The sequence below is a fragment of the Streptomyces sp. NPDC005775 genome (assembly GCF_042871565.1).
Taxonomy (GTDB): domain Bacteria; phylum Actinomycetota; class Actinomycetes; order Streptomycetales; family Streptomycetaceae; genus Streptomyces.
Map to the genome: position 1 here is coordinate 318,563 of NZ_JBIAIU010000007.1, position 23,587 is coordinate 342,149.

At 71.6% G+C, this 23,587-nt stretch carries 17 protein-coding genes and 1 pseudogene; 6 read left to right on the forward strand and 12 right to left on the reverse strand.

Going from position 1 to position 23,587, the window contains the following annotated elements:
- Positions 1 to 7 precede the first annotated feature (7 nt).
- The 5 genes from ACFYPA_RS19080 to ACFYPA_RS19100 all read left to right on the forward strand — a co-directional run bounded on the left by ACFYPA_RS19080 (position 8) and on the right by ACFYPA_RS19100 (position 7,922).
- Positions 8 to 1,219: an acyl-CoA dehydrogenase family protein gene (locus tag ACFYPA_RS19080; RefSeq protein WP_359319648.1), complete on the forward strand. Its 1,212-nt coding sequence runs from the start codon at positions 8 to 10 to the stop codon at positions 1,217 to 1,219.
- A gap of 108 nt (positions 1,220 to 1,327) precedes the next feature.
- Entirely contained in the window at positions 1,328 to 3,001 is a 1,674-nt protein-coding gene (locus ACFYPA_RS19085; protein WP_389133025.1) for a sigma-70 family RNA polymerase sigma factor, read from the forward strand.
- Between the two features lie 139 nt (positions 3,002 to 3,140).
- Entirely contained in the window at positions 3,141 to 4,031 is an 891-nt protein-coding gene (locus ACFYPA_RS19090) for an oxygenase MpaB family protein (protein ID WP_389133028.1), read from the forward strand.
- A gap of 26 nt (positions 4,032 to 4,057) precedes the next feature.
- The gene (locus ACFYPA_RS19095; protein ID WP_359079745.1) at positions 4,058 to 6,319 is read left to right on the forward strand and encodes a serine/threonine-protein kinase; all 2,262 of its coding nucleotides are present in this window, start codon (positions 4,058 to 4,060) and stop codon (positions 6,317 to 6,319) included.
- A 58-nt stretch (positions 6,320 to 6,377) separates the two neighbouring features.
- A complete protein-coding gene (locus ACFYPA_RS19100) occupies positions 6,378 to 7,922 on the forward strand; it encodes a phytoene desaturase family protein (RefSeq protein ID WP_389133031.1) in 1,545 nt (514 codons plus the stop codon).
- 10 nt (positions 7,923 to 7,932) lie between these two features.
- Here the strand turns inward: ACFYPA_RS19100 and ACFYPA_RS19105 are convergent, their stop codons facing one another.
- The 11 genes from ACFYPA_RS19105 to ACFYPA_RS19155 all read right to left on the reverse strand — a co-directional run bounded on the left by ACFYPA_RS19105 (position 7,933) and on the right by ACFYPA_RS19155 (position 21,893).
- Positions 7,933 to 8,907, reverse strand: coding sequence for an acetylxylan esterase (locus ACFYPA_RS19105; RefSeq protein ID WP_389133034.1), 975 nt, complete (start codon positions 8,905 to 8,907; stop codon positions 7,933 to 7,935).
- A gap of 4 nt (positions 8,908 to 8,911) precedes the next feature.
- Positions 8,912 to 11,326, reverse strand: coding sequence for a polysaccharide lyase 8 family protein (locus ACFYPA_RS19110; protein WP_389133037.1), 2,415 nt, complete (start codon positions 11,324 to 11,326; stop codon positions 8,912 to 8,914).
- A 10-nt stretch (positions 11,327 to 11,336) separates the two neighbouring features.
- Positions 11,337 to 12,497: an SGNH/GDSL hydrolase family protein gene (locus ACFYPA_RS19115; RefSeq protein WP_389133040.1), complete on the reverse strand. Its 1,161-nt coding sequence runs from the start codon at positions 12,495 to 12,497 to the stop codon at positions 11,337 to 11,339.
- Positions 12,485 to 13,564: a DUF1565 domain-containing protein gene (locus tag ACFYPA_RS19120; protein WP_389133043.1), complete on the reverse strand. Its 1,080-nt coding sequence runs from the start codon at positions 13,562 to 13,564 to the stop codon at positions 12,485 to 12,487. The genes ACFYPA_RS19115 and ACFYPA_RS19120 overlap by 13 nt, the downstream gene beginning before the upstream one ends.
- The gene (locus tag ACFYPA_RS19125) at positions 13,561 to 14,163 is read right to left on the reverse strand and encodes a hypothetical protein (RefSeq protein ID WP_359079756.1); all 603 of its coding nucleotides are present in this window, start codon (positions 14,161 to 14,163) and stop codon (positions 13,561 to 13,563) included. Before ACFYPA_RS19125 ends, ACFYPA_RS19120 begins: the two co-directional genes overlap by 4 nt.
- Before the next feature lie 2 nt (positions 14,164 to 14,165).
- Positions 14,166 to 16,145, reverse strand: coding sequence for a hypothetical protein (locus ACFYPA_RS19130; RefSeq protein WP_389133046.1), 1,980 nt, complete (start codon positions 16,143 to 16,145; stop codon positions 14,166 to 14,168).
- Between the two features lie 3 nt (positions 16,146 to 16,148).
- Positions 16,149 to 17,936 carry a heparinase II/III family protein gene (locus ACFYPA_RS19135; protein ID WP_389133049.1) on the reverse strand — a complete coding sequence of 596 codons (1,788 nt, stop codon included), beginning with the start codon at positions 17,934 to 17,936 and terminating at the stop codon, positions 16,149 to 16,151.
- Positions 17,924 to 18,688, reverse strand: coding sequence for an SDR family NAD(P)-dependent oxidoreductase (locus ACFYPA_RS19140; protein ID WP_359079762.1), 765 nt, complete (start codon positions 18,686 to 18,688; stop codon positions 17,924 to 17,926). Before ACFYPA_RS19140 ends, ACFYPA_RS19135 begins: the two co-directional genes overlap by 13 nt.
- Before the next feature lie 45 nt (positions 18,689 to 18,733).
- The gene (locus ACFYPA_RS19145) at positions 18,734 to 19,657 is read right to left on the reverse strand and encodes a carbohydrate ABC transporter permease (RefSeq protein WP_359079764.1); all 924 of its coding nucleotides are present in this window, start codon (positions 19,655 to 19,657) and stop codon (positions 18,734 to 18,736) included.
- Positions 19,644 to 20,486, reverse strand: a complete 843-nt coding sequence (locus ACFYPA_RS19150) for a sugar ABC transporter permease (RefSeq protein WP_359079766.1) — start codon at positions 20,484 to 20,486, stop codon at positions 19,644 to 19,646. The genes ACFYPA_RS19145 and ACFYPA_RS19150 overlap by 14 nt, the downstream gene beginning before the upstream one ends.
- A gap of 138 nt (positions 20,487 to 20,624) precedes the next feature.
- Positions 20,625 to 21,893 carry an ABC transporter substrate-binding protein gene (locus ACFYPA_RS19155; protein ID WP_359319627.1) on the reverse strand — a complete coding sequence of 423 codons (1,269 nt, stop codon included), beginning with the start codon at positions 21,891 to 21,893 and terminating at the stop codon, positions 20,625 to 20,627.
- 226 nt (positions 21,894 to 22,119) lie between these two features.
- Between ACFYPA_RS19155 and ACFYPA_RS19160 the strand changes: the two genes are divergently transcribed.
- Complete coding sequence (locus ACFYPA_RS19160) at positions 22,120 to 23,202, forward strand: LacI family DNA-binding transcriptional regulator (protein WP_359079770.1); 1,083 nt, start codon at positions 22,120 to 22,122, stop codon at positions 23,200 to 23,202.
- Between the two features lie 76 nt (positions 23,203 to 23,278).
- Here ACFYPA_RS19160 and ACFYPA_RS19165 read toward each other — a convergent pair.
- Positions 23,279 to 23,407, reverse strand: a pseudogene (locus ACFYPA_RS19165) (endo-1,4-beta-xylanase); the annotation flags it as partial.
- Between the last annotated feature and the right edge of the window lie 180 nt (positions 23,408 to 23,587).

Sequence of the window (23,587 nt, forward strand, 5' to 3'; positions counted from 1 at the left end):
AGGGGCCGTGCACCTCGAATACACGCCTGAACAGCAGCAGTTGCGCGCCGAGCTGCGTACGTACTTCGCCGCCCTGGTCCCCGACAACGCCTATGCGCGCCCCGGTAGCCCGAAAGGCACGGGAGGTGCCCCCTCCGCCGGCCCGGCCGCGCAGAAGCGCTTCTACCGCGAGACGATCCGCCGCCTGGGCGCCGACGGCTGGCTCGGCGTCGGATGGCCCACGGAGTACGGCGGGCGCGGCCTCTCGCCGATGGAACAGTTCATCTTCTTCGACGAGGCGGCGCAGGCGGGCGTCCCGCTGCCGCTGATGGCCCTCAACACCGTCGGCCCCACGATCATGCGGTTCGGCACCGACGAGCAGAAGGCGTACTTCCTGCCCAAGGTCCTCGCCGGGGAGATCGACTTCGCGATCGGCTACAGCGAACCCGACGCGGGCACCGACCTCGCGGCCCTCAAGACCCGGGCGGTGCGCGACGGCGACACGTACGTCGTCGACGGACAGAAGATCTGGACCACCAACGGCGACACCGCGGACTGGGTGTGGCTCGCAGCCCGCACCGATCCGGACGCCCCGCCCCACAAGGGCATCACCATGCTCCTCGTCCCCACGTCCGACCCCGGCTACTCGTGCACCCTGATCAACACCCTCGCCTCGCACGACACCACGGCCAGCTACTACGAGAACATCCGCGTCCCGGTCTCCCGCCGAGTCGGTGAGGAGAACAAGGGCTGGCGGCTCATCACCAACCAGCTCAACCACGAACGCGTCACCCTCGCGGCTCACGGCACCATGGCCATCCGCGCCCTGCACAACGTCCGCCGCTGGGCCGCCGAGACCCGGCTCGCCGACGGCCGCCGCGTGATCGACCTCGGCTGGGTCCGCGCACGCCTGGCCCGCACCCACACCCGGCTCGACGCGATGAAACTCCTCAACTGGCAGATGGTGTCCGCCGTCCAGCACGACACCCTCACCCCGCAGGACGCCTCCGCCGTCAAGGTCTACGGCTCCGAGGCGCGCCGCGACGCCTACGCCTGGCTCATGGAGGTCGTCGGCTCGGCGGGGCCGCTCAAGGAGGGCTCCGCGGGCGCCGTCCTGCACGGCGAACTCGAACGCGGATACCGCTCCGCCGTCATCTTCACCTTCGGCGGTGGCAACAACGAGATCCAGCGGGAGATCATCTCGTGGATCGGCCTCGGGATGCCGCGGGTACGCCGCTGAGTCCCCGGTGAGGAAAACCCGGTCGTAGAAAACTGATATCCGAGCTGCCCTCGGCGGTCTCCCAGCCATCGGGCATCATCAGCGGTCTACAGGACAGGGAACTTCTTCATGAGCCAGCAGCACACGGTGGACGCGGCGGCACTGGTGACCGCCGCCCGCGAGGGGGACGCGGGGGCCAGGGACGAGCTGGCCGGCGCGTACCTTCCGCTCGTCTACAACATCGTGGGCCGGGCGCTGAACGGTTCGGCGGACGTGGACGACGTGGTGCAGGACACCATGCTGCGCGCGCTGGACGGGCTCGGCGGTCTGCGGGCCCCGGAGAGTTTCCGCTCCTGGCTGGTGGCGATCGCGATGAACCAGGTCCGCGCGTACTGGCAGGGCCGCTACGGAGCCCCGGGCACGCTGGAGGAGGCCGGACAGGTCGCCGACCCCGGGGCCGACTTCGTCGGCCTGACGATGACGCGCCTGCAACTGACCGGGCAGCGTCGGGAGACGGCGCGCGCGACACGGTGGCTGGATCCGGAGGACCGGGGGCTGCTGTCGCTGTGGTGGCTGGAGTGCGCGGGGGAACTGACCCGCACGGAGGTCGCCGAGGCACTGGAACTCTCGCCGCAGTACGCGGCGGTCCGGGTGCAGCGGATGAAGGCGCAGCTGGAGACGGCCCGCATCGTCGTGCGGGCGCTCGACGCCCAGCCGCCGTGCGAGGAGCTCCGCGGGGTCCTCGTGGCGTGGGACGGCCGGCCCTCGGCGCTGTGGCGCAAGCGCATCGCCCGGCACGCCCGTGACTGCCTCCGGTGTGCCGGACTCCGGAGCGGCCTGATGCCCGCCGAGGGCCTCCTGGCGGGGCTGGCGCTGGTCGCGGTGCCCGTGGCCCTGCTCGCGCTGTGGCCCGAGCGGGACGGCATGGCGCCCGTGGCCGCGTCGCACGCGCCCGGCGCGACGCCGGGCGACGGCGCGATACCCGCCGGCCCCGGCCGGCACCGGTCTCCGGGCGGGCGGAACGCGGACGGCCGGGGCACCTCGCGCGCCGACGCGCGCCGGCGTCGGCGGACCGTCCGGCGACGGGTGGTCGGCAGTGCGGTACTGGCGGCCTGCGTGGCCGGCGGGGGGCTCTGGTACGCGTCCCTCGGGCCCGGGACCGGGACCGGGAGCGACGAAGCGTCGTCGCGTACGTCTGCGGAGCCCATCACCGATCTCGCCGCTCCCGGAACCCCGGCCGCCGGGCCGGTGTCGCCGTCCCCGTCCCCGCCCGCGTCCGCGTCCGCGTCGCCGTCGCCGTCCGCGAAGAAGAGCGCCCCGGCCACCCCGACCCGGAAACCGGAGAAGAGCCTCCCCCCGGCCCCGAAGGCGACGGCCACGCCACGCGTGCCGAGCACCCCCGCCGCGCAACCGCCCCCCATGAGCACCACGGCCCAGGTCGTCGCCCTGGTCAACAAGGAGCGGGGGGCCGCCGGATGCGGGCCGCTCAAGGAGGACACACAGCTCACGGACGCGGCACAGAGCCACTCCGACGACATGTCGGCCCGGGACTTCTTCGAGCACACCAACCCCGACGGCGCCGACCCCGGACAACGTGTCACGGACGCCGGCTACCGCTGGTCGACGTACGGGGAGAACATAGCCCGGGGCCAGCAGACGCCCGCATCGGTGATGGAGTCCTGGATGAACAGCCCCGGCCACCGGGCCAACATCCTCAACTGCGCCTTCAAGGACATCGGCATCGGAATCCACACGGGCCCCGGCGGACCGTGGTGGACGCAGGACTTCGGCGCGAAGCTGTGAACAGCCCCGCGCGAGGGTCACGATGTTCTCCGGGGAGGGGATGGCGCATGATGCGTCGGGGGAGATCCGGCCGCGGCGGAACGCCCTCTCGCCGCGAGCGCGCCGGTCAGCCACGAGCGGGTACGGGAGGTACGCACACATGACGGAACCCGATCCCGGGCTCTTCGGACCCGCATCGGTCACCTGGCAGATGCACGGCGACCCGATGATGTGGGTCGCCGGAGTGCGCGCCCTGTACCTCCAGGCGCTCCACCCGCGCGCGGTGCGCGGCGTCATGCAGAACTCCGACTTCCGCCAGGACGCCTGGGGCCGGCTGATGCGCACGGCGGGCTTCGTCGGGACGATCACGTACGGCACCACCGACGCCGCCGAGAAGGCGGGCGCCCGGGTCCGGAAGATCCACCGGCTCCTGAAGGCCACCGACCCGCTGACCGGCGAGACCTACGGCGTCGACGACCCGGACCTGCTGTTGTGGGTGCACTGCGCGGAGGTCGACTCCTACCTGCAGGTCCAGCGGCGCTCCGGCTACCCGCTCACCGACGCGCAGGCCGACCGGTATGTCGACGAGCATCGCACCGGCGCCCGTCTCGTCGGCCTCGACCCCGACGGCGTACCCGCGACGGCCGCGCAACTGGCCGCGTACTTCGTCCGCGTGCGGCCACAGCTCGCCCACTCCCCGGAGGCGCTGGACGTCGACGACTTCCTGCGCCGGCCGCCTGTCCACCCCCTGCTCGTACCGGCGCGCGCCGTGCTGTGGCGCCGCGTCGCGACACTCGCCTACCAGTCACTGCCGCCCTTCGCGCACGAGCTGTACGGCAGACCCGCACCGTCGCCGGCCATCGTCGACCGCCGCCTGCGCACCACCGGAACCCTCCTGCGGGCCATCCCGTCGCGGCTGCGCTGGAAACTGCCGCCCGGTCACATCGTGCACGCGATGGCACGACTCGGGCCCGGTAGCCGCCCCACCCCGTACAAACTGAAGAGGCAGGCAGCCATACTGGACGGGCCGGGGAGGGCGCAGCCACAGTAGGCGGAGTGACGGGGGCGACAGCAGGGATGGCGGAAACCAGGCTGATCCAGAGCCGGTACCGACTGCTCGATCTGATCGGGCGCGGCGGCATGGGCGAGGTGTGGCGTGCCCGTGACGAATCACTCGGCCGTCAGGTCGCCGTCAAATGCCTCAAGCCCATGGGCCCGCAGCACGACCAGGACTTCACCCGCATCCTGCGCGAACGCTTCCGCCGGGAAGCCCGCGTCGCCGCCGCGCTCCAGCACCGGGGCGTCACCGTCGTCCACGACTTCGGCGAACACGAGGGCGTGCTCTATCTCGTGATGGAGCTGCTGGACGGCCGCAACCTCAGCCAGCTCCTGGAGGACAACAAGCAGCACCCGCTGCCGGTCGACGACGTCGTCGACATCGCCGAACAGGTCGCCGACGCCCTCGGCTACACCCACCAGCAGGGCATCGTCCACCGCGACCTCAAGCCCGCCAACATCATGCGGCTGGCCGACGGCACGGTGAAGATCTGCGACTTCGGCATCGCCAGACTCGGCCACGACATCTCGGTCTCCTCCCGTCTCACGGGCGTCGGCATCGCCATGGGCACCCCGCACTACATGTCGCCGGAGCAGATCAGCGGGGGACAGGTCGACCACCGCAGCGACCTCTACTCGCTGGGCTGCGTGCTGTACGAGATCGCCACCGGGGCACCGCCGTTCGACCTCGACGACGCCTGGGGCGTGCTCGTCGGGCACCGCGACACCCCGCCCGAGCCGCTGCGGACCCACCGGGCGGAACTGCCCGGGTTCTTCGACCGCGTCGTCCTGGAACTGCTCGCCAAGATCCCCGAACAGCGGCCGGCCGACGCCGGCGACCTGCGCCGCCGCATCGCCGTCGGCCGTACCGGCGAACAGCCGCACCTGGAACCGACCGGGCGGGTGCTGCTCGCGCCGCCGGCCCCCGTCGAGCACCCCGGCGGGCCTGGCTCCGCCCCGCGACTGCCCGCCTGGACCCGCGGCATGACCACCGGGCACAAGGCGACCGGCCCCGCGATCCCGGAGCCGGATCCGTTCGACCACTCGGCGGGTCTGACCGGCGAATGGACCACCGCCACCGCCTCGGAGCAGCGCGCCGCGGGCCGGGCGGCCGGCGCCGGGCGGGCCACTCCGGCCCCGGAACTCCTCTCGGTACTCGCCAACCGCCACAGCGCCGGGCTCAATCTCGGCAGGCTGGGGCACTGGGAGGAGGCGGGCGAGGTGCACCGCGCGGTCGCCGCCGAACGCGAGAGCGCGCTCGGCCCCGACCACCCCGACACGCTCTCCAGCCGGTACGAGGTCGCGTTCACCCTCAGCAGGACGGGACGTGCGGCGGACGCGCTCCGGGAGTTCGGCCACGTCGCCCAGGGCCGCGAACGCAGCCTGGGCCCCGACCATCCGGAGACCCTCGCGGCCCGCCAGGAGACGGCGTACGTGCTGGGCCGGCTCGGCCGCCACTTCGAGGCCCACCAGCTGTACGCCGCCGTTCTCGCCTCCCGGGAACGCTCCATGGGGCCCGACCACCCCGACACCCTGCGCTGTCGCCACAACCTCGCGTTCAACCTCAGCCGGCTCGGCCGGCTGGAGGAGTCGTACGGCATGGCCCGCGACGTGGCGACCGCGCGCGCCCGGCTGCTCGGCGCCACCCACCCCGACACCCTCGTCACCCGATACGAGGTCGGCTACACCCTGGGCCGGCTCGGCCGCTGGGCGGAGGCCCTGCAGACCTACCGGGAGGTCGTCCGGGCCCGGTCGCAGGCGCTGGGAGCCGACCACCCCGACACCCTCGCGGCCCGCTACGAGGTCGGCATCAGCCTCGGGCGCCTGGGCCGCAGCGACGAGGCGCTGGAGATCTACCGCGCGCTCGTCGAGGACCGCACCCGCGTCAGCGGCCCCGCCGACCCCGAGACCCTCCGCGCCCGCCACGGGCTGGGCGTCAACCTGGGCCGGCTGGCCCGCTGGGAGGAGGCGCTGGCCGAAGCCCGCGAGGTGTGCGCGCACCGCGAACGCGTCCTGGGGCCCGACCACCCCGACACCCTGGTCAGCCGCCGGGAGGTCGCCGTCGGCCTCGGCTGGCTCGGACGCTGGGCGGACGCCCTCACCGTCTACCGGCAGGTCGCCGAGGCACGGACCCGCGTCCTGGGCGCCGACCACCCCGACACCCTCGCCGGCCGCAATGACGAGGCGCACTGCCTCGAACAGCTCGGCAGGGGCCAGGAGGCCGTCGAGCTCTACCGGCAGGTGGCGGCGCTGCGGCAACAGCGGGGCATCCCGCCCCGGTGAACGCGAAGCTCCCGGCCGGAACCCTGGTCCGGGCCGCGGGTCCGTGTTACCAAGGGGCATGCCCGTACGAGACAGCTATGACGCGGTGATCGTCGGCGGCGGCCACAACGGACTGGTCGCCGCCGCCTACCTGGCCCGCGCCGGACAGTCGGTCCTGGTCCTGGAACGGCTGGACACCACCGGGGGAGCGGCCGTCTCCACCCGCCCCTTCGCCGGGGTCGACGCCCGGCTGTCGCGCTACTCCTACCTGGTGTCACTGCTCCCGCCGAAGATCGTCGGCGATCTCGGTCTGGACTTCGCCGTACGCAAGCGGACCGTCTCCTCCTACACCCCGGCCGTCCGCGACGGCCGCCCCACCGGACTGCTCGTCGCCGGTGACCGCACCCGCGACTCCTTCGCCGCGCTCACCGGGTCGGACCGGGAGTACGAGGCATGGCAGCGGTTCTACGGACGCACCGGGCGGGTGGCCGAGCGGGTCTTTCCCACGCTCACCGAGCCGCTGCCCACCCGTGACGCGCTACGCGAGCGGGTCGGTGACACGGAGGCCTGGCAGATGCTGTTCGAGGAGCCCATCGGTGTCGCCGTCGAGCGCGACTTCGACGACGACCTCGTACGGGGCGTCGTCCTCACCGACGCGCTGATCGGCACCTTCGCCGACGCGCACGATCCCTCGCTGCTCCAGAACCGCTGCTTCCTCTACCACGTGATCGGCGGCGGCACCGGAGACTGGGACGTCCCGGTCGGCGGCATGGGCGCGCTCACCGACGCCCTCGCGGGCGCCGCCCTGGCCGCCGGCGCACAGATCCGCACCGGGCACGAGGCGGTCCGCGTCGACACCGACGGAACCCATGCCGAGGTGACGGTACGGACGGACAGCGGTGAGTCCACCGTCGGCGCCCGCCGCGTCCTGGTCAACGCCTCACCGCAGGCGCTGGCCGTCCTCCTCGGCGACGAGCCGCCCGCCCCGGCCGAAGGCGCCCAGCTGAAGGTGAACATGCTGCTCACCCGGCTGCCCCGGCTCAGGGACCGCTCCGTGGACCCACGTCAGGCGTTCGCCGGGACCTTCCACATCGCCGAGGGGTACGGGCAACTTGCCGATGCCTACCGGGACGCGGCGGCGGGCCGGCTGCCCGCCGCCCCGCCCTCGGAGATCTACTGCCACTCCCTCACGGACCCCTCGATCCTCGGTGCGGATCTCGCCGCCCGCGGCTACCAGACCCTGACGCTCTTCGGCCTGCACACCCCGGCCCGCCTCTTCGCCGCGGACAACGAGACCACCCGCGCCACGCTGCTCAAGGCCACGCTCGCCGAACTCGACGCACACCTGGAGGAGCCCCTCGCCGACTGCCTGGCGCTCGACGCGAACGGCGCGCCCTGCATCGAGGCGAAGACCCCGCTCGACCTCGAACGGGACCTGCGGCTGCCCGGCGGCCACATCTTCCACCGGGACCTCGCGTTCCCGTACGCCACGGCGGAGACCGGCCGCTGGGGCGTGGAGACCCGGCACGCCAACGTGCTGCTGTGCGGGGCCGGCGCGGTGCGCGGCGGCGGGGTCAGCGGGGTCCCCGGCCACAACGCCGCGATGGCGGCGCTGGGCCGGTGACCGGCGCCGGTTACCGACCGAACGCACCTCGCAGCGCGGCGACCTTGCGCGGCAGGTCGTACTCCGCGCCGCCCTCGTGCCCGTTGTACGTGAACACCTCGATCCGGGCCGGACCGGCGTAGCGGTGGTACGCGGCGAACACGGTGGACGACGGGCAGATCTTGTCCATCAGCCCCACAGAGAACCACGCCGGAGCACTCGCCCGCGCCGCGAAGTTGACCCCGTCGAAGTAGGACAGGGTCTCCATCGCCTCGTCGATCCGGAAGCGGTGCCCGGACAGCCAGCGGGCGATCTCCGCGTACGGGCCGGCGTCCGTGATCTGCGAGGCGCGCCGGTAGTGGCAGAGGAAGGGCACATCGGCGACCACCGCCGCGACGTCGTCGCGCAGCCCCGCCACGGCGAGCGCGAGGCCGCCGCCCTGACTGCCGCCGAGCACCGCGACGCGTGAGGCGTCGACCGCGTCATGGGCCTTCGCCGCGTCGACGGCGCGCACCGCGTCCGTGATCAGCCGGCGGTAGTAGTGCCGGTGGGGGTCCTCGATGCCCCGGGTCAGGAAGCCGGGGGAGGAGGAACCGTTGCCTTCGGGGCCGATGTCCACCGTGTCGGCGGTGTTCTTTCCGCCGCCGCCCTGCCCGCGGTTGTCCATCACCAGATGGGCGTAGCCGAGAGCGCTCCAGGTCAGCCAGGAGTAGGGGATGCCACGGCCGCCGTTGTAGCCGATGTACTGCACGACGGCGGGCAGCGGGGCCGAGCGCTCCCGGGGGAGCATCAGCCATGCCTTCACCGGCTGACCGCCCCAGCCGCGGAACGTCACGTCGAACACGTCGACGGTGGCGAACCCGGCGTCGTACGGGACGAACTCGGTGTCCAGGGAGTGGCGGGCGCTCTCGGTGAGGGTCTTCTCCCAGAAGGCGTCGAAGTCGGCCGGCTCCTCCGGCTCCGGCCGGTAGTCGCGCAGCCGGTCCAGGGGCATGTCGAACAGCAAGGGTCTAGCTCCTCTTCAGGGTGAGGCCGAGGGTTGCACCTTGGCGTTCAGCCGTGTCCGCGGTGATCCGGATGCCGGTGCCGGTCGGCGCCACGGTGATGCCCGGGTCGGCCGAGACGACCCGCAGCCCGCGGCGGGCGAGGTCCAGGACGACGGAGGACCGCAGCTGGGTCGGGTCGGACAGCGAGACGGTCACCGTCCTGCCCTCCGACCGCACCAGGACGGAGGCGGGTCCGTCCGCGGCGAGTTCCTGCACGGCTCCGGCGGTCCAGAAGTTCGCGGCGAGCAGCCCGTCCGCGCAGCGGCGTACCGCGTGCACGGCGGTGGAGCGGGCGACCAGCTTCACCGGGGGCGCCGACGACCACTGCTTCGTCCGTTCGGCGGAGGCCATGGGCGCCTGGAGCCAGAAGTAGCCCGCCCCGGCCGGCGCGGAGCCGTGGTCCTGCCACAGCGTCAGGTAGGGGCGGGTGACCGGGGTGTCCGTGCCGTACTTGAGGTTGATCTCGCGCCAGGTCGCGGTCCGGTCCTCGCGCAGACCCCGCAGGGTGACGGGTTCGGGGAAGACGTAACCGCCGGTCCCCGCCACGTGCAGCCAGCGCACCCGGTCCAGCCGCGCCGACCACCCGGTGTCCGGCGGAGCGGCCTGCCCGTTGACGAGGAGCGCCGCCGCGGGGTCCCGCAGCTTCCGGTTCTCCACGATCGTCTCGGCCGAACCCGACTCGGCACTGATCCCCGAGCCGACGCACGCGATGACGTCGTCGAGGCAGAACCAGCTCTTGAGGCCGTGCAGAGAACTGCCGAAGGCCCGCAGCTCCATGCCGTACGCGCCGAGCGTCGTGCCGGGCAGCGCGGCGCCGCCCGCCCAGTCGGCGGTGCTGGTGGTGCGCTGCCCCGCCGCGTCGGCCGGCCGGCCCGCGAGGACGGTGGTACCGGGCAGCCGTGCGGGATCGACGGTGGGCCAGTAGTCCTCGCTGTAGTGGCCGAGGTCGTCCGTGTACAGGAGCACCATGCCGTCGGAGAGGTGCCAGGCGTGCAGGTTCTCGTTCTGGATGGACTCGTAGTTGTAGATCCGCGACGAGTACGCGGAGATGCCGAGGGCGAACGAGGGCCGGTGGTGGGCCGCCTTGTCCATGCGCGGGTGCTGCTTGTGGGCGACCAGCGGACCGCGGGCCGGCACCGGGGACGCGATGACGTTACGGGCCGCGACCAGCGACGCGAGGTCGGTGACGGCGAGGAAGTCGCGGTAGGTGTCCTCCGCGATCCACTGCTTGACCAGTGCGGTGAACCGGTCGGCGGTCTCCCCGGGGAAGCTCGGGATCAGCCGCACCACCGCCTCGATGACGGTCTGCGCCGAGGCGTGGCCCTGCTTGCTGGGCCGGGCGATCTCACGTCCGCACACCGACGCCATCACATCGCCGCGCGCCAGCAGGGGATCGAAGCCCTCGTCGACCCACAGGCGGACGTTGTCGAGATCCGGGTCGGTGACCGTCCACGCCGTACCCGCGAGGAGGTTCAGCAGCCGGGAGAGGTTGTTCAGCAACTCCTTGCCGTAGCCGCCGTTGTACGGGTGCTTGTAGTGCTGGAGGAACGAACCGTCGGAGTAGAAGCCCTCGCCCGTGCCCTCGGACGCCGCGCTCGCGTCGTTGAAGGCGAGGACGCTGTTGGCGCCCGAACCCTCGACGTCCGAAAGAGCGTCACGGACCCGGACGAGGTCGTCGCCGCTGTCGCGGAGCACCGCGTTCACGGCGACGACGGTGGAGATCCACACCCGGTTGGCGCCGGTCGCGATCTGCCGGTCGGCACGCCAGAGGTTGGGGTCGGGCGTGTAGCCGCGGACGGCCGCGTTGATCCGGCCGAGCCGCTCCGTGCCGAGGACGTCGTACAGCAGCACGGCCGCGTCGTTGAGCGCGAGCGCGGAGCCGATCTCCCAGTCCCAGTCGTTGTCGAACCGGGTGTGCTCGGGGCCGTACCGGTGCGTCAGCATCCAGTCGATGCCCGCCACAAGCAGATCGCGCAGTGCGGTGTCGCCGTACTGGACGGTGCCGGGGACGGCCCACGCGGTCGCGACCGTCGCGAGGCGCTTGAACGACGTCGTGACGTGGTTGGAGAGTGTGGTGCTGGTCAGGTCGGGGAAGAGCCCGTCGGTACGGGACGGGTCCAGGCCCTTCGCGGAGGTGGTCGCGGCCTTGCCGATCCGGGCCACGGCGGCGGCGATCCGCGGGTCCGTCAGATCGAGCCCCGGGCCGCCGGTGAGCAGGGTGTGCCACCGGGAGCGCAGGGAGGACGCGTCGTCGACCGGGTCAGCGGCGTGCGCGGTGCCCGCCGGGAGCGTGAGCGGCAGGGCGGCGGCCGCGCCGAGCGCCGCCGCCCCGGCGAGGACGGTGCGGCGCGTGGTGCCCCTGGTGATGCCTGGGTTCATGATGTGGCCCTCACAGAAGGTGTCGGCGGTCGACGGCCGCGGCGAGTGCCGCGTGGCCGGAAGGATTGGGGTGGAGGCCGTCGCCGCTGTCGTACGCGGGCAGCATCCGCTCCGGGTGGTCCGGATCGCGCAGGGCCGCGTCGAAGTCGGCGACGGCGTCGAAGACCCGCCCGGTCCGCACGGCCGCGTTGATCCGCTGCCGTACCGTCTCCAGCTCGGGCGTCCAGCGGGTCCAGCCGCCGAACGGGGTGACGGTCGCACCGACCGCGCGCAGGCCGGCGTTCCGGGCCCGCAGCACCAGCTGCCGGTAGCCGGCCAGGACGAGCGCCGGGTCGGTCTGGCTCGGCGGCTGCTGGAGGTCGTTGACCCCGAGGTGGATCAGTACGGTCCGCAGCCCGGGGAGCGACAGCACATCGCGGTCGAAGCGGGCCTGTCCGCCGGGGCCGAACCGGGCGTCGTCCAGCAGGACCCGGTTGCCGCTGATCCCGAGATCGGCGACCGCCGCCCCGGGCAGGCGCCGGGCCAGTTGGTCGGGCCAGCGCAGATCGGCGTCGTCGGGCGTGCCGACACCCTCCGCGATGGAGTCGCCCAGCACCGCGATCACCGGGCCGTGCGCCCCCGTCACCTCGACACCCGTCAGCAGGAACACCGAGGTGGTGCGCACCCCGTCGACGTCGTGCGAGGCGTGGGTGTTGCGGTGGAACGACAACGGACCGGTGGGGCCGGGCAGCGCGGTCCGGACCGTCAGCAGGGAGCCCTCGGCGGCCCGCAGATCCGCGACCGCGTCACTGGTCAGCGAGGCGCCCGCGGCGAGCCGGGCCTGCCGCTGCCCGCCGAACGTGACAGGCTTTCCGCCCGCTGTCACCGGGCCGATCAGGACCGGCACCGTCCCGAAGGCGTGCCCGTAGCGCAGCCGGACCTGTCCGCCGGCCGACAGCCGGACGTGCGCGGTGAACGTGCCCTGCGTCAGCCCGCTGCTCGCCACCGTGTCGGTGGGTGTCGGCGCGGTCTGCGCGGTCGCCCACGACGTCGTCCAGCGCGAGCGGCGGGCCCCGCGGCCCGGTCCCTCGGCGGCCCGCGCCCCCGGTGCCGTCGCCGCGACCGCGGCCAGCCCGGCCGCCGCCGTCAGTACCCCGCGTCTCGCGGGCCCCCACCCGTTCACTGGGGGCACGCACCGGTCGGGGTGTACTCGCCGGCGTAGGTGCCCACGGCGTCGCCGCCGGTGTTCCCGCTCATGGTGTTCGTGCAGACAGGACCCTGCGGGGTGCGCATGAACTTGATGCCGCCGCCGGCGTTGTCCGTGATCGTGTTGCCGTAGACGCTGGTGTCGATGCCGTCGGTCGCGGTGTCACCGCCGAGCCGGATGCCAGCGCCGACGTTGTCGTGGAGGGTGTTGTAGCGGAAGATGTTGCCGCTGCCGCGCGCGTCCAGGCCGCCGGAGCTTGAGTCCTTCTGCTGGCTGCAGTCGTTGTACTCGACGTAGTTGTTCGTCGAGTTCTCCTTCACGTCGACGCACTCGTTGCCGCGCGTGGCGATGGTGTTGTGATGGATGCGGTTGTTCCTGCTGATGTCGGCGGCCGCGTCCGGGGCGCCGTTCGGGCCCTGCTGCTCGGGGGCCGTGCCGAGGTAGATCCCCTCGCCGTTCTTGCCGCCACCGCCGAACTTGAAGTCGGCGACGCCGCAGTCGGTGATGGTGTTGCCGGAGATGTCGGCGCCGGTCACCAGATAGCGCACCCGCAGACATTCGTCGGCGGCGTTCTTCAACGTCATCCCGGTGATGCGCAGACCACCCACACCATTGCCGGGAGTCGTGCTCATGACATATATGAGCTTGAGGCGGTACCCCGCCACATCGGTGGACGCCCCGTGCAGCCCGTCCACCGTGAAGCCGTCCAGCGTCGTCGAATCGTGCTGCACCTGAATGATCCGGGCGTCGCCCGCCCCCTTCACCACGGCGTTCGCCGGGCCGGTGATCGTGACGCCGGCCCGCTTGGTCACGACATCCTGCTCGTACGTACCGGCGGCGAGATTCACCACCGCCCCCGTCGGGGCCAGGTCGACCGCCTTCTGGATCGTGGCGAGCGGGGAGCCCGCCGACGTACCGGAGTCGCTGTCGCTGCCGGCCGGCGACACGTAGTAGGCGGTGGCGGTGGCGGCGGCCACCGACGGCGGGGGGAGGACGAGCGGGGCGCCGAGGGCGAGCGCGGCGACGAGGGCGGTGCGCAGTGCGTGGCTCATGGGGTGTGCCTCCTGGGGTCGGCGAAGGACAGAGCGAGCAGTACGGGGATGCTCGGGCCGAGAAGCAGCGGCCCCAGCGGTACGACGAGGGAGAGAAGCACGGCGGAGACCACCGCGCCGAGCAGGGCGGTGCCGCGGGCGGCCGAACCGAAGCCGAGCGCCAGCGCGCCGCGGGTCCAGCCGCGGACGGTGCCGCCCGGCGCCCGGCCCGCCTCGGCGGCCAGCGCCACATGATGGATGACCAGGGCGGCCGCGATGCCCATCTGGGCGGCGAGCAGGACGAAGGTCCACGGCTCCGAACGGCCCGCCAGATAGGAGATGTTGGCGGCCAGCACGCCCCCGGCCGCCGTCGAGACGAGCGAGTGCCGCCACAGGGCCCGCCAGTACTGCGGGAAGGCCGTCAACGTGCGGACGAAACAGCGGCTGTCCCCGTCGGCCCGCCACCGCTGGAGTCCGTGCGCCATCGCGGCGAGCGCGGGAAGCCAGGTCACGACCCCCAGCGACAGCACGGCGAACGCGGCCCCGGCGGCGGCCGGGTAGGCCACGAACTCCAGCCGCCGCAGCAGCGTCGGCCACCCGGACGAGAGAGTTGCCTGCATGATCAGCCGACCTTTCCTGTGTACGGCTCCGCGACATCGAGGAGCACCGTGCCGTCGAGCTCCAGCCGGGTCGCCGCCACGACGCACGGGTCGCCGCCGTCCATGAGCAGCACGGCGGCCGCGTCGGCGTGGACCCCGGCGGTACGGATCCGCCGGGCTACGGGGGAGAGCAGCACCGTCTCCGTGCCGAACGTGACGCCCTGGCCTTCCGCGCACGCGACCCGGGAGGCCTCCGTGCCGGTGCCGGGTGCGATCGTCGTGAGGAAGTGCCCCGCGGGTGACCGCGCCGAGGTCGAACGCAGCGTGTGCAGGATGCGGGTGAGGCGCAGCTCAGGGGTGCTCGACGTCGGATTCGCCTCCACCTCGGTGACCTCCGTGGTGGTGCGGGCGCCGACCGGGGCGAACTGCCGCACCAGGGCCGTCGCCGCACCCGAGCGGATCAGCCGGCCGCCGTCGGGCAGTACTTCGGTGGGCCGGTCGGTCTGGAGCAGGAAGGTCCACTCCCGCGCCGCGTCCGCCTCGGCGAGGTCCAGGAGCACCAGACGTCCCGACGGGGTGAACACCAACGTACGGTCGAGCCGCCGCACCCCCAGGGCCGGGTCGTACATCGCGGCGATCTCCGCGGTGGAGTGCGCCCATCCGCAGTCGGCGGACACGAGCACATCGCGCTGCCTGGCCTGGCGTTCGAAGGGGATGTCCCGGTACACGTGGTACCGGTCCTCGTCCGCGTATCCGTGCCCGTCCACCAGCAGCAGGTTGTGGTGCGCGGCCCGCTTGCGGTTGCTGTAGCCCTCGTCCACCGCGAGGAACGCGCCCTGCGAGACCAGCACGAACGAACCCGAATCGGGGTGGTGGTGCCCCTGGTTGAGAGTGTCCCAGCCCTTGTCCACCCGGTGCTTCCCGGCCGTCTCCCATGCCCGGTGGCCCCCGCCCGGACTGGCCTTGAACGACACCAGCGTGGCGTCGTCGTCCCAGCCGGTGCGCGCCGCCAGCAGCCCGAGGTCGGGGAAGAACGCCCGCGTCTCGGTGGGCCGGCCCGCCGGTACGGACGGGTCGTACCAGAGGTACTCCAGACAGGCCTCCGGCAGGATCCCCGGCCGCACCCCGCTCTCGGCCGCCTCCTGCCACAGCAGTTCGCCCGATGCCAGGTCGCCCATCCACTGGGCCTCGGGGATCCGGTACTGGGCGGCGAGCCGGTAGTAGAGACCCGCGCTGTGGCCGCTGCGCCGGTCGTGGCAGTCCCCGTGGTCGACGTTGAACGCGAATCCGGGCGCCGTCTGGTGCAGCCGGTAGCGGAACGTCCGGGACATGAATCCGCCCCTGTCCCACCAGTCGACGCCCTCCGCCTCCTCGAGGAGATCCAGGTGGGCGGCGAGGAACGGCACGCCGTAGCGCCAGTAGACGACGCCCTCCGCATGCGATCCGTCCTCGGGCATCAGGTCCAGAACGGTCCCGAGGTTGTCCTTCGCGCGCTCGGTCCACTCCTCCTTGCCCAGCACGTACCCGGCCGTGGCCAGCCCCGCGTAGCAGATCCAGTTGTGGTTCTGCCAGTACGACGACGACCACCAGCGGCCCTCGCTCGCCACCGCGAACTCGTACATCCGCCGCCCCTGGAGCAGCAGCTTGTACCGCAGCAGCGCCCGTACCTCCTCCGGCAGGTCGTCCCCGACCCACCGGTAGGCGAGGGCCAGGTGGTGCAGCAGCCAGCCGGCGTCCAGGTCGTGGTCCGGCATGTGGGCCCTGCCCCAGTGCGGCAGCCGCACCGCCGCCTCGATCCAGCGCAGGCTCTCCGCCAGATGCGCCGGGTCGCCGCCGACCCGGTGGGCGAGGGCCGGGTTGGAGGCGGCGGGGCCGAGCCACGTGATGCTGGCCAGGGGGTGCGTGTGAGGCGGGGTCAGCCCGCGGTGACGGGCGGCCTCCTCGTACAGCCGTACCTCCTGCGCGGGGCGCGGGCCGGGCGGCGGGGTCGCCGAGAGCAGCAAGGGTCAGTCCTCCGTCCGGAAGTGTGCGGTGCTGCCGTCGGCCAGCCGGACCGTCAGGGCGTCGGCGTCCAGTCGTACGTCGGTCACCGCGGGCCCGGCCGATGCGGCCTGGTAGACCGAGGCGAAGGTGACGCTGTCGGTGTCCGCGGTGAAGTCCACCCGGGTCCGCGCGCGTTGCGGATCGTCGGCCGTGCCCGGGCCCGGCCGCGTCACCGGCCGTACCGGCACACCGGCGCAGTGGGTGTGCCAGCCGTGCAGCATCTCGTCGCCGTACCAGGTGGTGCGCGCCGCCCCGGCTTCCTGCACCTGCACGTCCAGTGCGGTGCCGGGGCGCAGTTGGGCGGTGATGCGGCGCGACTCGTCGGCCGTCACGGTCAGCAGGTCCACCAGATAGCCGGCACCCGCCACGAGGCGCCGGACCGCGCGCACACCCTCGTACGCCGTGGTCACCTCCGCCGTGACGGAGCGGTCGTCCGACCCGAGCAGTGTCCCCGTGCACTCCGCCTGTTCGCGGCCGTCCACGCGGAACGCCGGGTGAGCCTCGGTCGAGGCGTACAGATCGCGGAACTCGGCGTGGGCGTAGGGCACCTGACCGGGATCGGGCTGCCACGGTGTGGTGTCGCCGTAGAGATAGAGAGACAGTTTGTCCCGGTGGCCGTGCGAACCGCCGTGCGGGCCGAAGTCCAGCAGTGCGTGGATGCCGGCGACCCGCAGCACCGCATAACCCGCCTCGGTGAACAGCGTCAGTGCGCCCGGAGCCGGGCGCTCCGGCAGCGGCGGGCCCGTGAACCAGCCGCCCAGCTCCCGGTCCAGTCCGTCGTCGGCGGCGCCCAGCTCGGCACGGGCCCGGCCGGCCACCGCGTCCAGCGCGGCCGAAGGCACCAACTGCTGCGCAAGAGACACAAGTTCGAGCCACTCCAGAGCCAGCGGGGCACGCAGATACGGGCCGTCGTGCAGCGCGGGCAGAATGCCGCCCGGTGTGGCGATCGCCGCCAGCACGTCCGTCATCCCGGCCAGCACACCGACCACATCCGACGGGAGGGCCACCGGATCGGTGCCCCGCAGCGCCAGCAGTGCCGCCCGCAGCACGAACCCGTGGTAGTAGGTGCTGCCCTCCCACTCCCAGCCGTCCTCGGCGACCGCGACCCGCAGATGCGCGTACAGCCCGCTGTCGCCCTCCAGCCACTCCTTGCCGCCGTCCCACTCCTGCCCGCGCACCGCCGCGGCGCCACGCCCGGCGGCGGCGCCCGCGGCGTTCAGCCACGCGGTGTAGTTGGAGGCGAGCTGACCCTTGCGGATCAGTACGGCGCGGGCGTCGAGTGCTGCCCGCTCCAAGGAGTCCAGCAGCGGCAGCACCCCGGAGAGGTCGTCCGTGCCGTGCTCGGTGAGCGTCAGGACGGCGTGCCCGATGTTGACCGCCCAGATCGCGTCGGTCAGCGCCTGGTGGAAGAGCCGGCCGCGCAGCATCCAGCCCTGCGCCTCACCGTGCTGCGTCGTGGCCAACTCCTCGTACAGAGCGGCGTACTCGACGAGCCGGGCCACCGCCTCGCCGCGCTCCCCGCGATGGGCGAGCACCCGCAGGTGCCGCGCCCACGCCTGGTGCGACAGCACCAGCCAGGCACCGCGCACCGCCTCGTTGTCCACCCGGCAGCCGTACGCACACCGCGCACCGCCCTGCGGGAACACCCCGGCGAGTACATCACCGTGGTCGAGTTCCACCCCGTGCGCGGGGCAGACGTACGCGTGCCACCAGCCGCCGCGCTCCCGCGCGATCCGCCTCAACGCGGCCATACGCCACCGTCGATGTCCACGGTGGTCGCGGTGAGGAAGCCGGAGGAGGGCGACGCCAGGTGGACGACGGCCGCGGCTACGTCCTCCGGTGTGCCGGCGCGGCCCACCGGGATGCCCGCCTCCATCGCCTGCTGCGCCGCCGGCGCGGTGAACGTGTCGTGGAAGGCGGTGCCCTTGATGAAGCCGGGGGCGACGGTGTTCACCGTGATGCCGCTGCCGCCGAGCTCCTTGGCCAGACCCTTGGTGAATCCACGGATCCCGGCCTTGGCGGCCGCGTAGGCGACCGATCCGGGGCCGCCGCCGTTGTGCGCGGCCAGCGACGACATCGTGATGATGCGCCCGGCGGACGACTCCTTCAGCTGCGGCAGTGCCGCCCGCACCGTACGGAACGTCGACGTCAGATTGGTGTCGATGACCTGGTCGAAGTGGTCGTCGGACATCTCGGCGATCGTCGCCCGCCCGATCAGATGGCCGGCGTTGCAGACCAGGACGTCCAGCCCGCCGAGGAACCCGGTGGCCTCCTCGACGAAGCGGTCCACCTCGGCCGTCACCGTCGCGTCGGCCTGGAACGCCTTGGCCCGCCGGCCCAGCGCCTCGATCGCGGAGACCGTCTTCGCGGCCTCGTCGGCGGAGGAGTGGTAGTGGACGGCGACGTCGGCACCGGCCTCGGCCAGGGCGACGGCGATGGCACGGCCGATGCCGTGGCCCGCCCCGGTCACCAGCGCGCGGGAACCTTGGAGATCAGCAGACATGGGGGGTAACCCTTTCGATAACCGGCCGTTGAGGACCGGGACCGGTCACTTGAGACCGGCGGTTGCGAAGCCCTGCACGAAGTAGCGCTGGCCGATCAGGAAGAGAATGACCATGGGCAGGGTGGCGAGCGTGGTGCCCGCCATCAGGAAGTGCCACTGGGGGCCGTTCTCCGTCCTGAAGACGGAGAGCCCCACCTGGATGACCCGCAGACTGTCCGTCCGGGTCACCAGCAGCGGCCAGAGGAAGTTGTTCCAGGAGGACTCGAAGGTCAGCAGCGCCACCGTGATGAGGGCGGGCTTGACCTGCGGCGTCATGATCCGGGCGTAGATCCGGAACTCGCCCAGACCGTCCAGCCGGGCGGCCTCTTCCAACTCCACCGGCAGGTCCAGATAGAACTGTCGGAAGAGGAAGACCGCGAACGGGGTGACCGCGCCCGGCACGATGAGTGCCCACCAGGTGTCGAGCCAGCCGCTGCCGCCCTGGCCGAAAAGGTCGTTCCCGCCGGCCAGCGGCATGAACCGGACGATCAGGAACTCGGGCAGCACCTTGGTGTACGTCGGGATCATCAGTGCCGCGATGAAGAGGTAGAAGATGACCTCGCTGCCCCGGAACCTGATCCGGGCCAGCGAATACCCGGCCATCGAGGCGATCACCAGATTGAGGACGGTGTGACTGATCGCGATGATGAAGCTGTTGCGGGCGTACGTGGCGAAGGGAGCGGCCTTCAACGCCTCGGTGTAGTTGCTGAAGTCCCAGTGCTCCGGCAGCAGTCCGGCGTCCTGCGACGCGATCTCGACCGGCGTCTTGAGCGAGGTCAGCACCATCCAGACGAACGGCACCACCATCAGCAGCGACACGGCGGACAGTGTCACATAGAGTGCGATCCGCCCGAAAGTGACCGGCTTCCCCTTGGCGGTGGGCCGGGGCGGGCGAGCGACGCCGGCCTTGTGCAGCTCAGTTGTGGCCACGGGTACCTCCCATGATCCGCCGGTTGACCAGGGTGAAGCCCATCAGCAGGACGAACAGCACCAGGGACTGGGCGCAGGCGTAGCCGACGCGGAACTCCCGGAAGGCGGACTTGTAGATCTCGTACGTCATCATCGTGGTGCTGTTGGCCGGACCACCCTCGGTGAGGATGTAGATCTGGTCGAACGACTGGAACGCGGTGATCATCGAGGTGATGAGCACGAAGAACGTCGCGGGCTTCAGCAGCGGCAGCGTGATGGAGAAGAACTGCCGGGCCTTGGACGCACCGTCCACCGACGCGGCTTCGTAGAGCTCCTTCGGCAGGGACTGGAGCGCGGCCAGGTAGATGAGCATCTTCATGCCGATGCCCTGCCAGATGCCGACCAGGATCACCGAGGGCAACGCCCAGGTGGTCGACGAGAGCCAGGCCGGGCCGTCGATCCCGACGAAGGAGAGAAGGGCGTTGAGCAGCCCGTTGCTCGGGTTGTAGATCCACAGCCAGACCAGGGCGATCGCCACCGTGGCGGTGACCTGCGGCAGGAAGATCGCGGTACGGAAGATGCCGCGCGCCTTCAGACCCGTGTGCAGGGCGAGTGCCACCAGCAGCCCCAGCATCATGCCGAACGGCACGGTGAAGAAGGTGTAGACGACGGTGTTGACGATGGACTTGCGGAACACCGCGTCGTCCAGCATCTCCTTGAAGTTGTCCAGCCCCACGAACTGCGGCGGCGTCAGCACGTCGTACTTCGTGAAGGCCAGGACGACCGAGGCGACGACGGGCAGCCCGATCCAGAGCGCCGCGTGGAGCAGGGCGGGGGCCACCATCAGCATGCCGGCCCGCTGCCTGCGGCGCCCCGGACCCGTTGGGGTCCTGCCGGCCCGCCGCGTGGCGGGCCGTGTCTTCTCAGGCGGGGAAGGCGGCCGCGCGGTCTGTGCCTTCAGTACGGATACAGCTCCCACAGTGGCGCCTCACATCCGGCCGATGGCGGCTTCGGCGAGACGGCCGAGTTCCGCGATGGCGTCCTTCGCGGACTGGCCGCCCACGATCGCGGGCTCCAGCGTCGGCTTGATCTTCTCGCGGATCTCCATCCAGGCCGCGGTGCCGCCCTCGGAGCAGGCGGCGCTCATGTTCTGGAGAGAGAGGTCGACGAACTCGTTCTCCTTCACATAGCCGGTCTCGTTGAGGTCCTTGAGCCCCGGAACCGAGCCGCGCTGCTTCGCGGCGCCCAGGATCGATTCGGGGGTCGCGAGGTACTCGACCAGGGCACGGGCCGCCGCCGGGTGCTTGGAGCTTGCCGACTGGGTGACGAGCGTGCCGCCCTGGAGCATCGCCGGCTTGCGGTTGGCCAGCACGAACGCACCGAGCGTGTCGTCCTTGAGCAACTGGGGGTTCTGCAGGCGGACCTGCTCCCACAGGGCACTGCTCGTCATCATCATCGACGCCTTGCCCGTCTGGACGTTCGTCGGTTCACCGAGTGCCGTCTTCTTGGCGTAGCTGGCGGAGCCGTCCTTGATGAGGTCCTTGAAGAACTGCAGAGCCTCGACGCCCCGGTTGTCGGTGAAGAGCACCTTCTTGCCGTCCGCGCTGAACAACTGACCGCCGTTGGCGAACAGGAAGGTCTCCCAGCACTGGCGCAGATCAATGGAGAACGGGTCAAAACCGATCCGCCCGTCCTTCGTCAGCTGCTTGGCCACGGCCCGCAGCTCGGCCCAGTTGGCGGGGGTCTTCTTGATGCCCGCCTCGGCGAAGTGGTCCTTGCGGTAGACGACGATGCGGGTGTCCAGCACCACCGGCAGCGCGTACAGCTTGCCGTCGTAGCGTGACGGCTCCAGCACCCGCTTCTCGTAGTCGTGCGCGGTGGCGAACTTCTCCGGCAGCGGGGCGATCGCCTTCTTGGCGGCGAACGGCGGGATCCAGCCGACCCCCATCATCAGCACGTCGGGCAGCAGGCCGCCGGCCATACCCGTGGTGATCTTCTCGTTGAGCTGCGCGTACGTGGTGTAGTCCACATTCACCTTGACGTCCGGATACTTCTTCCGGAAGCCGCCGAGGATCTCCTTCTCCAACAGCGTCTTGCCGTTGGCGTTCTCGTAGATCGGGGTGAGCAGCGTGATCTCGCCCTCGGCGGGACCGTCGGCGGAGCCGGCCGCCGTGGAGCCGGTGCCGCAGCCGGAGAGTGCGGCCGCAGCCGTACCGGCGCCGATGGCAGCGAGCAGCGACCGTCGTTTGAGTTCCATTGGGCACCCCTTTTGAGGTGGAGGCAGTGGATCGATCCAGCGATGGCAACCCGGCCATGGCTGGGAAGCGCTGGTAAATCGATGCACTGAGACTAAGAACGCCCCAAGAGGCTCGTCAACAGCTGATGCACAACAATTTTCCAGGAAGTTAACGGGTGTACCGGTGAAGAGAGTTCAGTAAATCGGTACACTAGTGTGGCTGAACACGTTCCGAACCGGAGGTGGCATGAGCGGGGTAACGATCCATCAGGTCGCGGAGGCTGCGGGTGTCTCCGCCAGCACCGTGTCGAACGTCCTCAACGGGCGTACGGACCGTATGCAGGCGGCGACCCTGGCCCGTGTGGAGCAGGTGATCGAGCAGCTCAGCTACCGGCCCAACCGTGCTGCGCGCATGCTGCGCACCGGCCGGATCAAGGTCATCGGCCTGATCGTGCCGTCCGTCGCCAACCCCTTCTGGGGGGCGCTCGCCCGGGAGCTGGAGGCCATCGCGCTGGCCGAGGGGTATCACGTACTGCTCTGCAACAGCGAGCGCGATCCGGCCCGTGAGCTCAAGTACGGCGAGGAGCTGCTGGCCGACGGAGTGAGCGGTGTGGTGCTCTGTTCCTCGCTGCCCTCGCTCGACCATGTGGCCCCGCTGCTCAGCCGCGGTCTGAAGATGGTGGCCTTCGACCGCACCGCCCAGGCGGGCGACCCGCCGTCGCTCGCTTCCATCAGTGTCGACAACGCGATGGGGGCCGAGCTCGCCACCCGTCACCTGCTCGAACTGGGCCATCGCCGCCTGGCGTTCGTCTCCGGCTCGGTCAACAGCGTCAACCGCCGCGAACGCCTGCGCGGATTCCGGGCCGCTCTGGAGTCGGCCGGCCTCGACCCGGCCGACGCGATCGTGTGGCCAGGCGCCGGCACCACCGAGTTCGGCGACAAGGACGCGGCCGAGCTCGGCCGCCGGGCTGCCCGTGAGCTGCTGTGCGGGCCGCGTCCGCCCACCGCGTTCGTCGCCATCAACGACATGTGCGCCATCGGGATCTGCCGGGGCGCGAAGGACGCCGGCCGCAACGCCGGGCAGGACGTGTCCGTAGTCGGGTTCGACGACATCCTGCTCGCCGACCTCTTCGAACCGCCGCTGACCACGGTCCGCCAGCCGTTGCCGGAGATGGCCGCCGAGACGTTCCAGCAGTTGCGGGCCCGTATCGACTCCGCGCCGGTCGCCGGGCGTTCGCTCCTGATCAGGCCGAGGCTCGTGGTCCGGGAGTCGACGGCGCCCGTGCCTGTTGGGGTGGCGGCGCCGGGTGAGGTCCTGGCGGACCGGTGAGGCACCGGCGGGCCGGCGAGTGCTGCGGGTAGACGCACCGAGGGCACCGTCCAGGAGACGATGTCCTCGCGCCGATGCCGGCCCCGCCGTCGCTGGTGCCACCCAGTGCCGCGAGCACAGCGGTGTACGCCGGCTTCTTGCCGTAGTTGTCGTCGAACAGCAGCGGGGTGCCGCTGCTGCGCCACGAGTACGTGTCCGGGATGCCCCCCCACGGTGATGTCGTTACCTGGTTGAGTGGTTGTCCGTCGCCGAGCGCAGATCGGTGCCCTGCCTGAGCTGGGCACCGATCTGCGCTCGCATCAGCGAATCGGATGCCAGTTGACTCGAGATGTCCGAGGTGGGGAGTCGAAATGTTTCGACTTCGGAAGAGTTATGACCTGACCAC

Coding starts and splice junctions, on each gene's coding strand:
- ACFYPA_RS19085 (WP_389133025.1), top strand. CDS start 1,328: ATGAGCCAGCAGCACACGGTGGACGCGGCGGCACTGGTGACCGCCGCC.
- ACFYPA_RS19090 (WP_389133028.1), top strand. CDS start 3,141: ATGACGGAACCCGATCCCGGGCTCTTCGGACCCGCATCGGTCACCTGG.
- ACFYPA_RS19095 (WP_359079745.1), top strand. CDS start 4,058: ATGGCGGAAACCAGGCTGATCCAGAGCCGGTACCGACTGCTCGATCTG.
- ACFYPA_RS19100 (WP_389133031.1), top strand. CDS start 6,378: ATGCCCGTACGAGACAGCTATGACGCGGTGATCGTCGGCGGCGGCCAC.
- ACFYPA_RS19110 (WP_389133037.1), bottom strand. CDS start 11,326: ATGAACCCAGGCATCACCAGGGGCACCACGCGCCGCACCGTCCTCGCC.
- ACFYPA_RS19120 (WP_389133043.1), bottom strand. CDS start 13,564: ATGAGCCACGCACTGCGCACCGCCCTCGTCGCCGCGCTCGCCCTCGGC.
- ACFYPA_RS19125 (WP_359079756.1), bottom strand. CDS start 14,163: ATGCAGGCAACTCTCTCGTCCGGGTGGCCGACGCTGCTGCGGCGGCTG.
- ACFYPA_RS19135 (WP_389133049.1), bottom strand. CDS start 17,936: ATGGCCGCGTTGAGGCGGATCGCGCGGGAGCGCGGCGGCTGGTGGCAC.
- ACFYPA_RS19140 (WP_359079762.1), bottom strand. CDS start 18,688: ATGTCTGCTGATCTCCAAGGTTCCCGCGCGCTGGTGACCGGGGCGGGC.
- ACFYPA_RS19150 (WP_359079766.1), bottom strand. CDS start 20,486: ATGCTGATGGTGGCCCCCGCCCTGCTCCACGCGGCGCTCTGGATCGGG.
- ACFYPA_RS19155 (WP_359319627.1), bottom strand. CDS start 21,893: ATGGAACTCAAACGACGGTCGCTGCTCGCTGCCATCGGCGCCGGTACG.
- ACFYPA_RS19160 (WP_359079770.1), top strand. CDS start 22,120: ATGAGCGGGGTAACGATCCATCAGGTCGCGGAGGCTGCGGGTGTCTCC.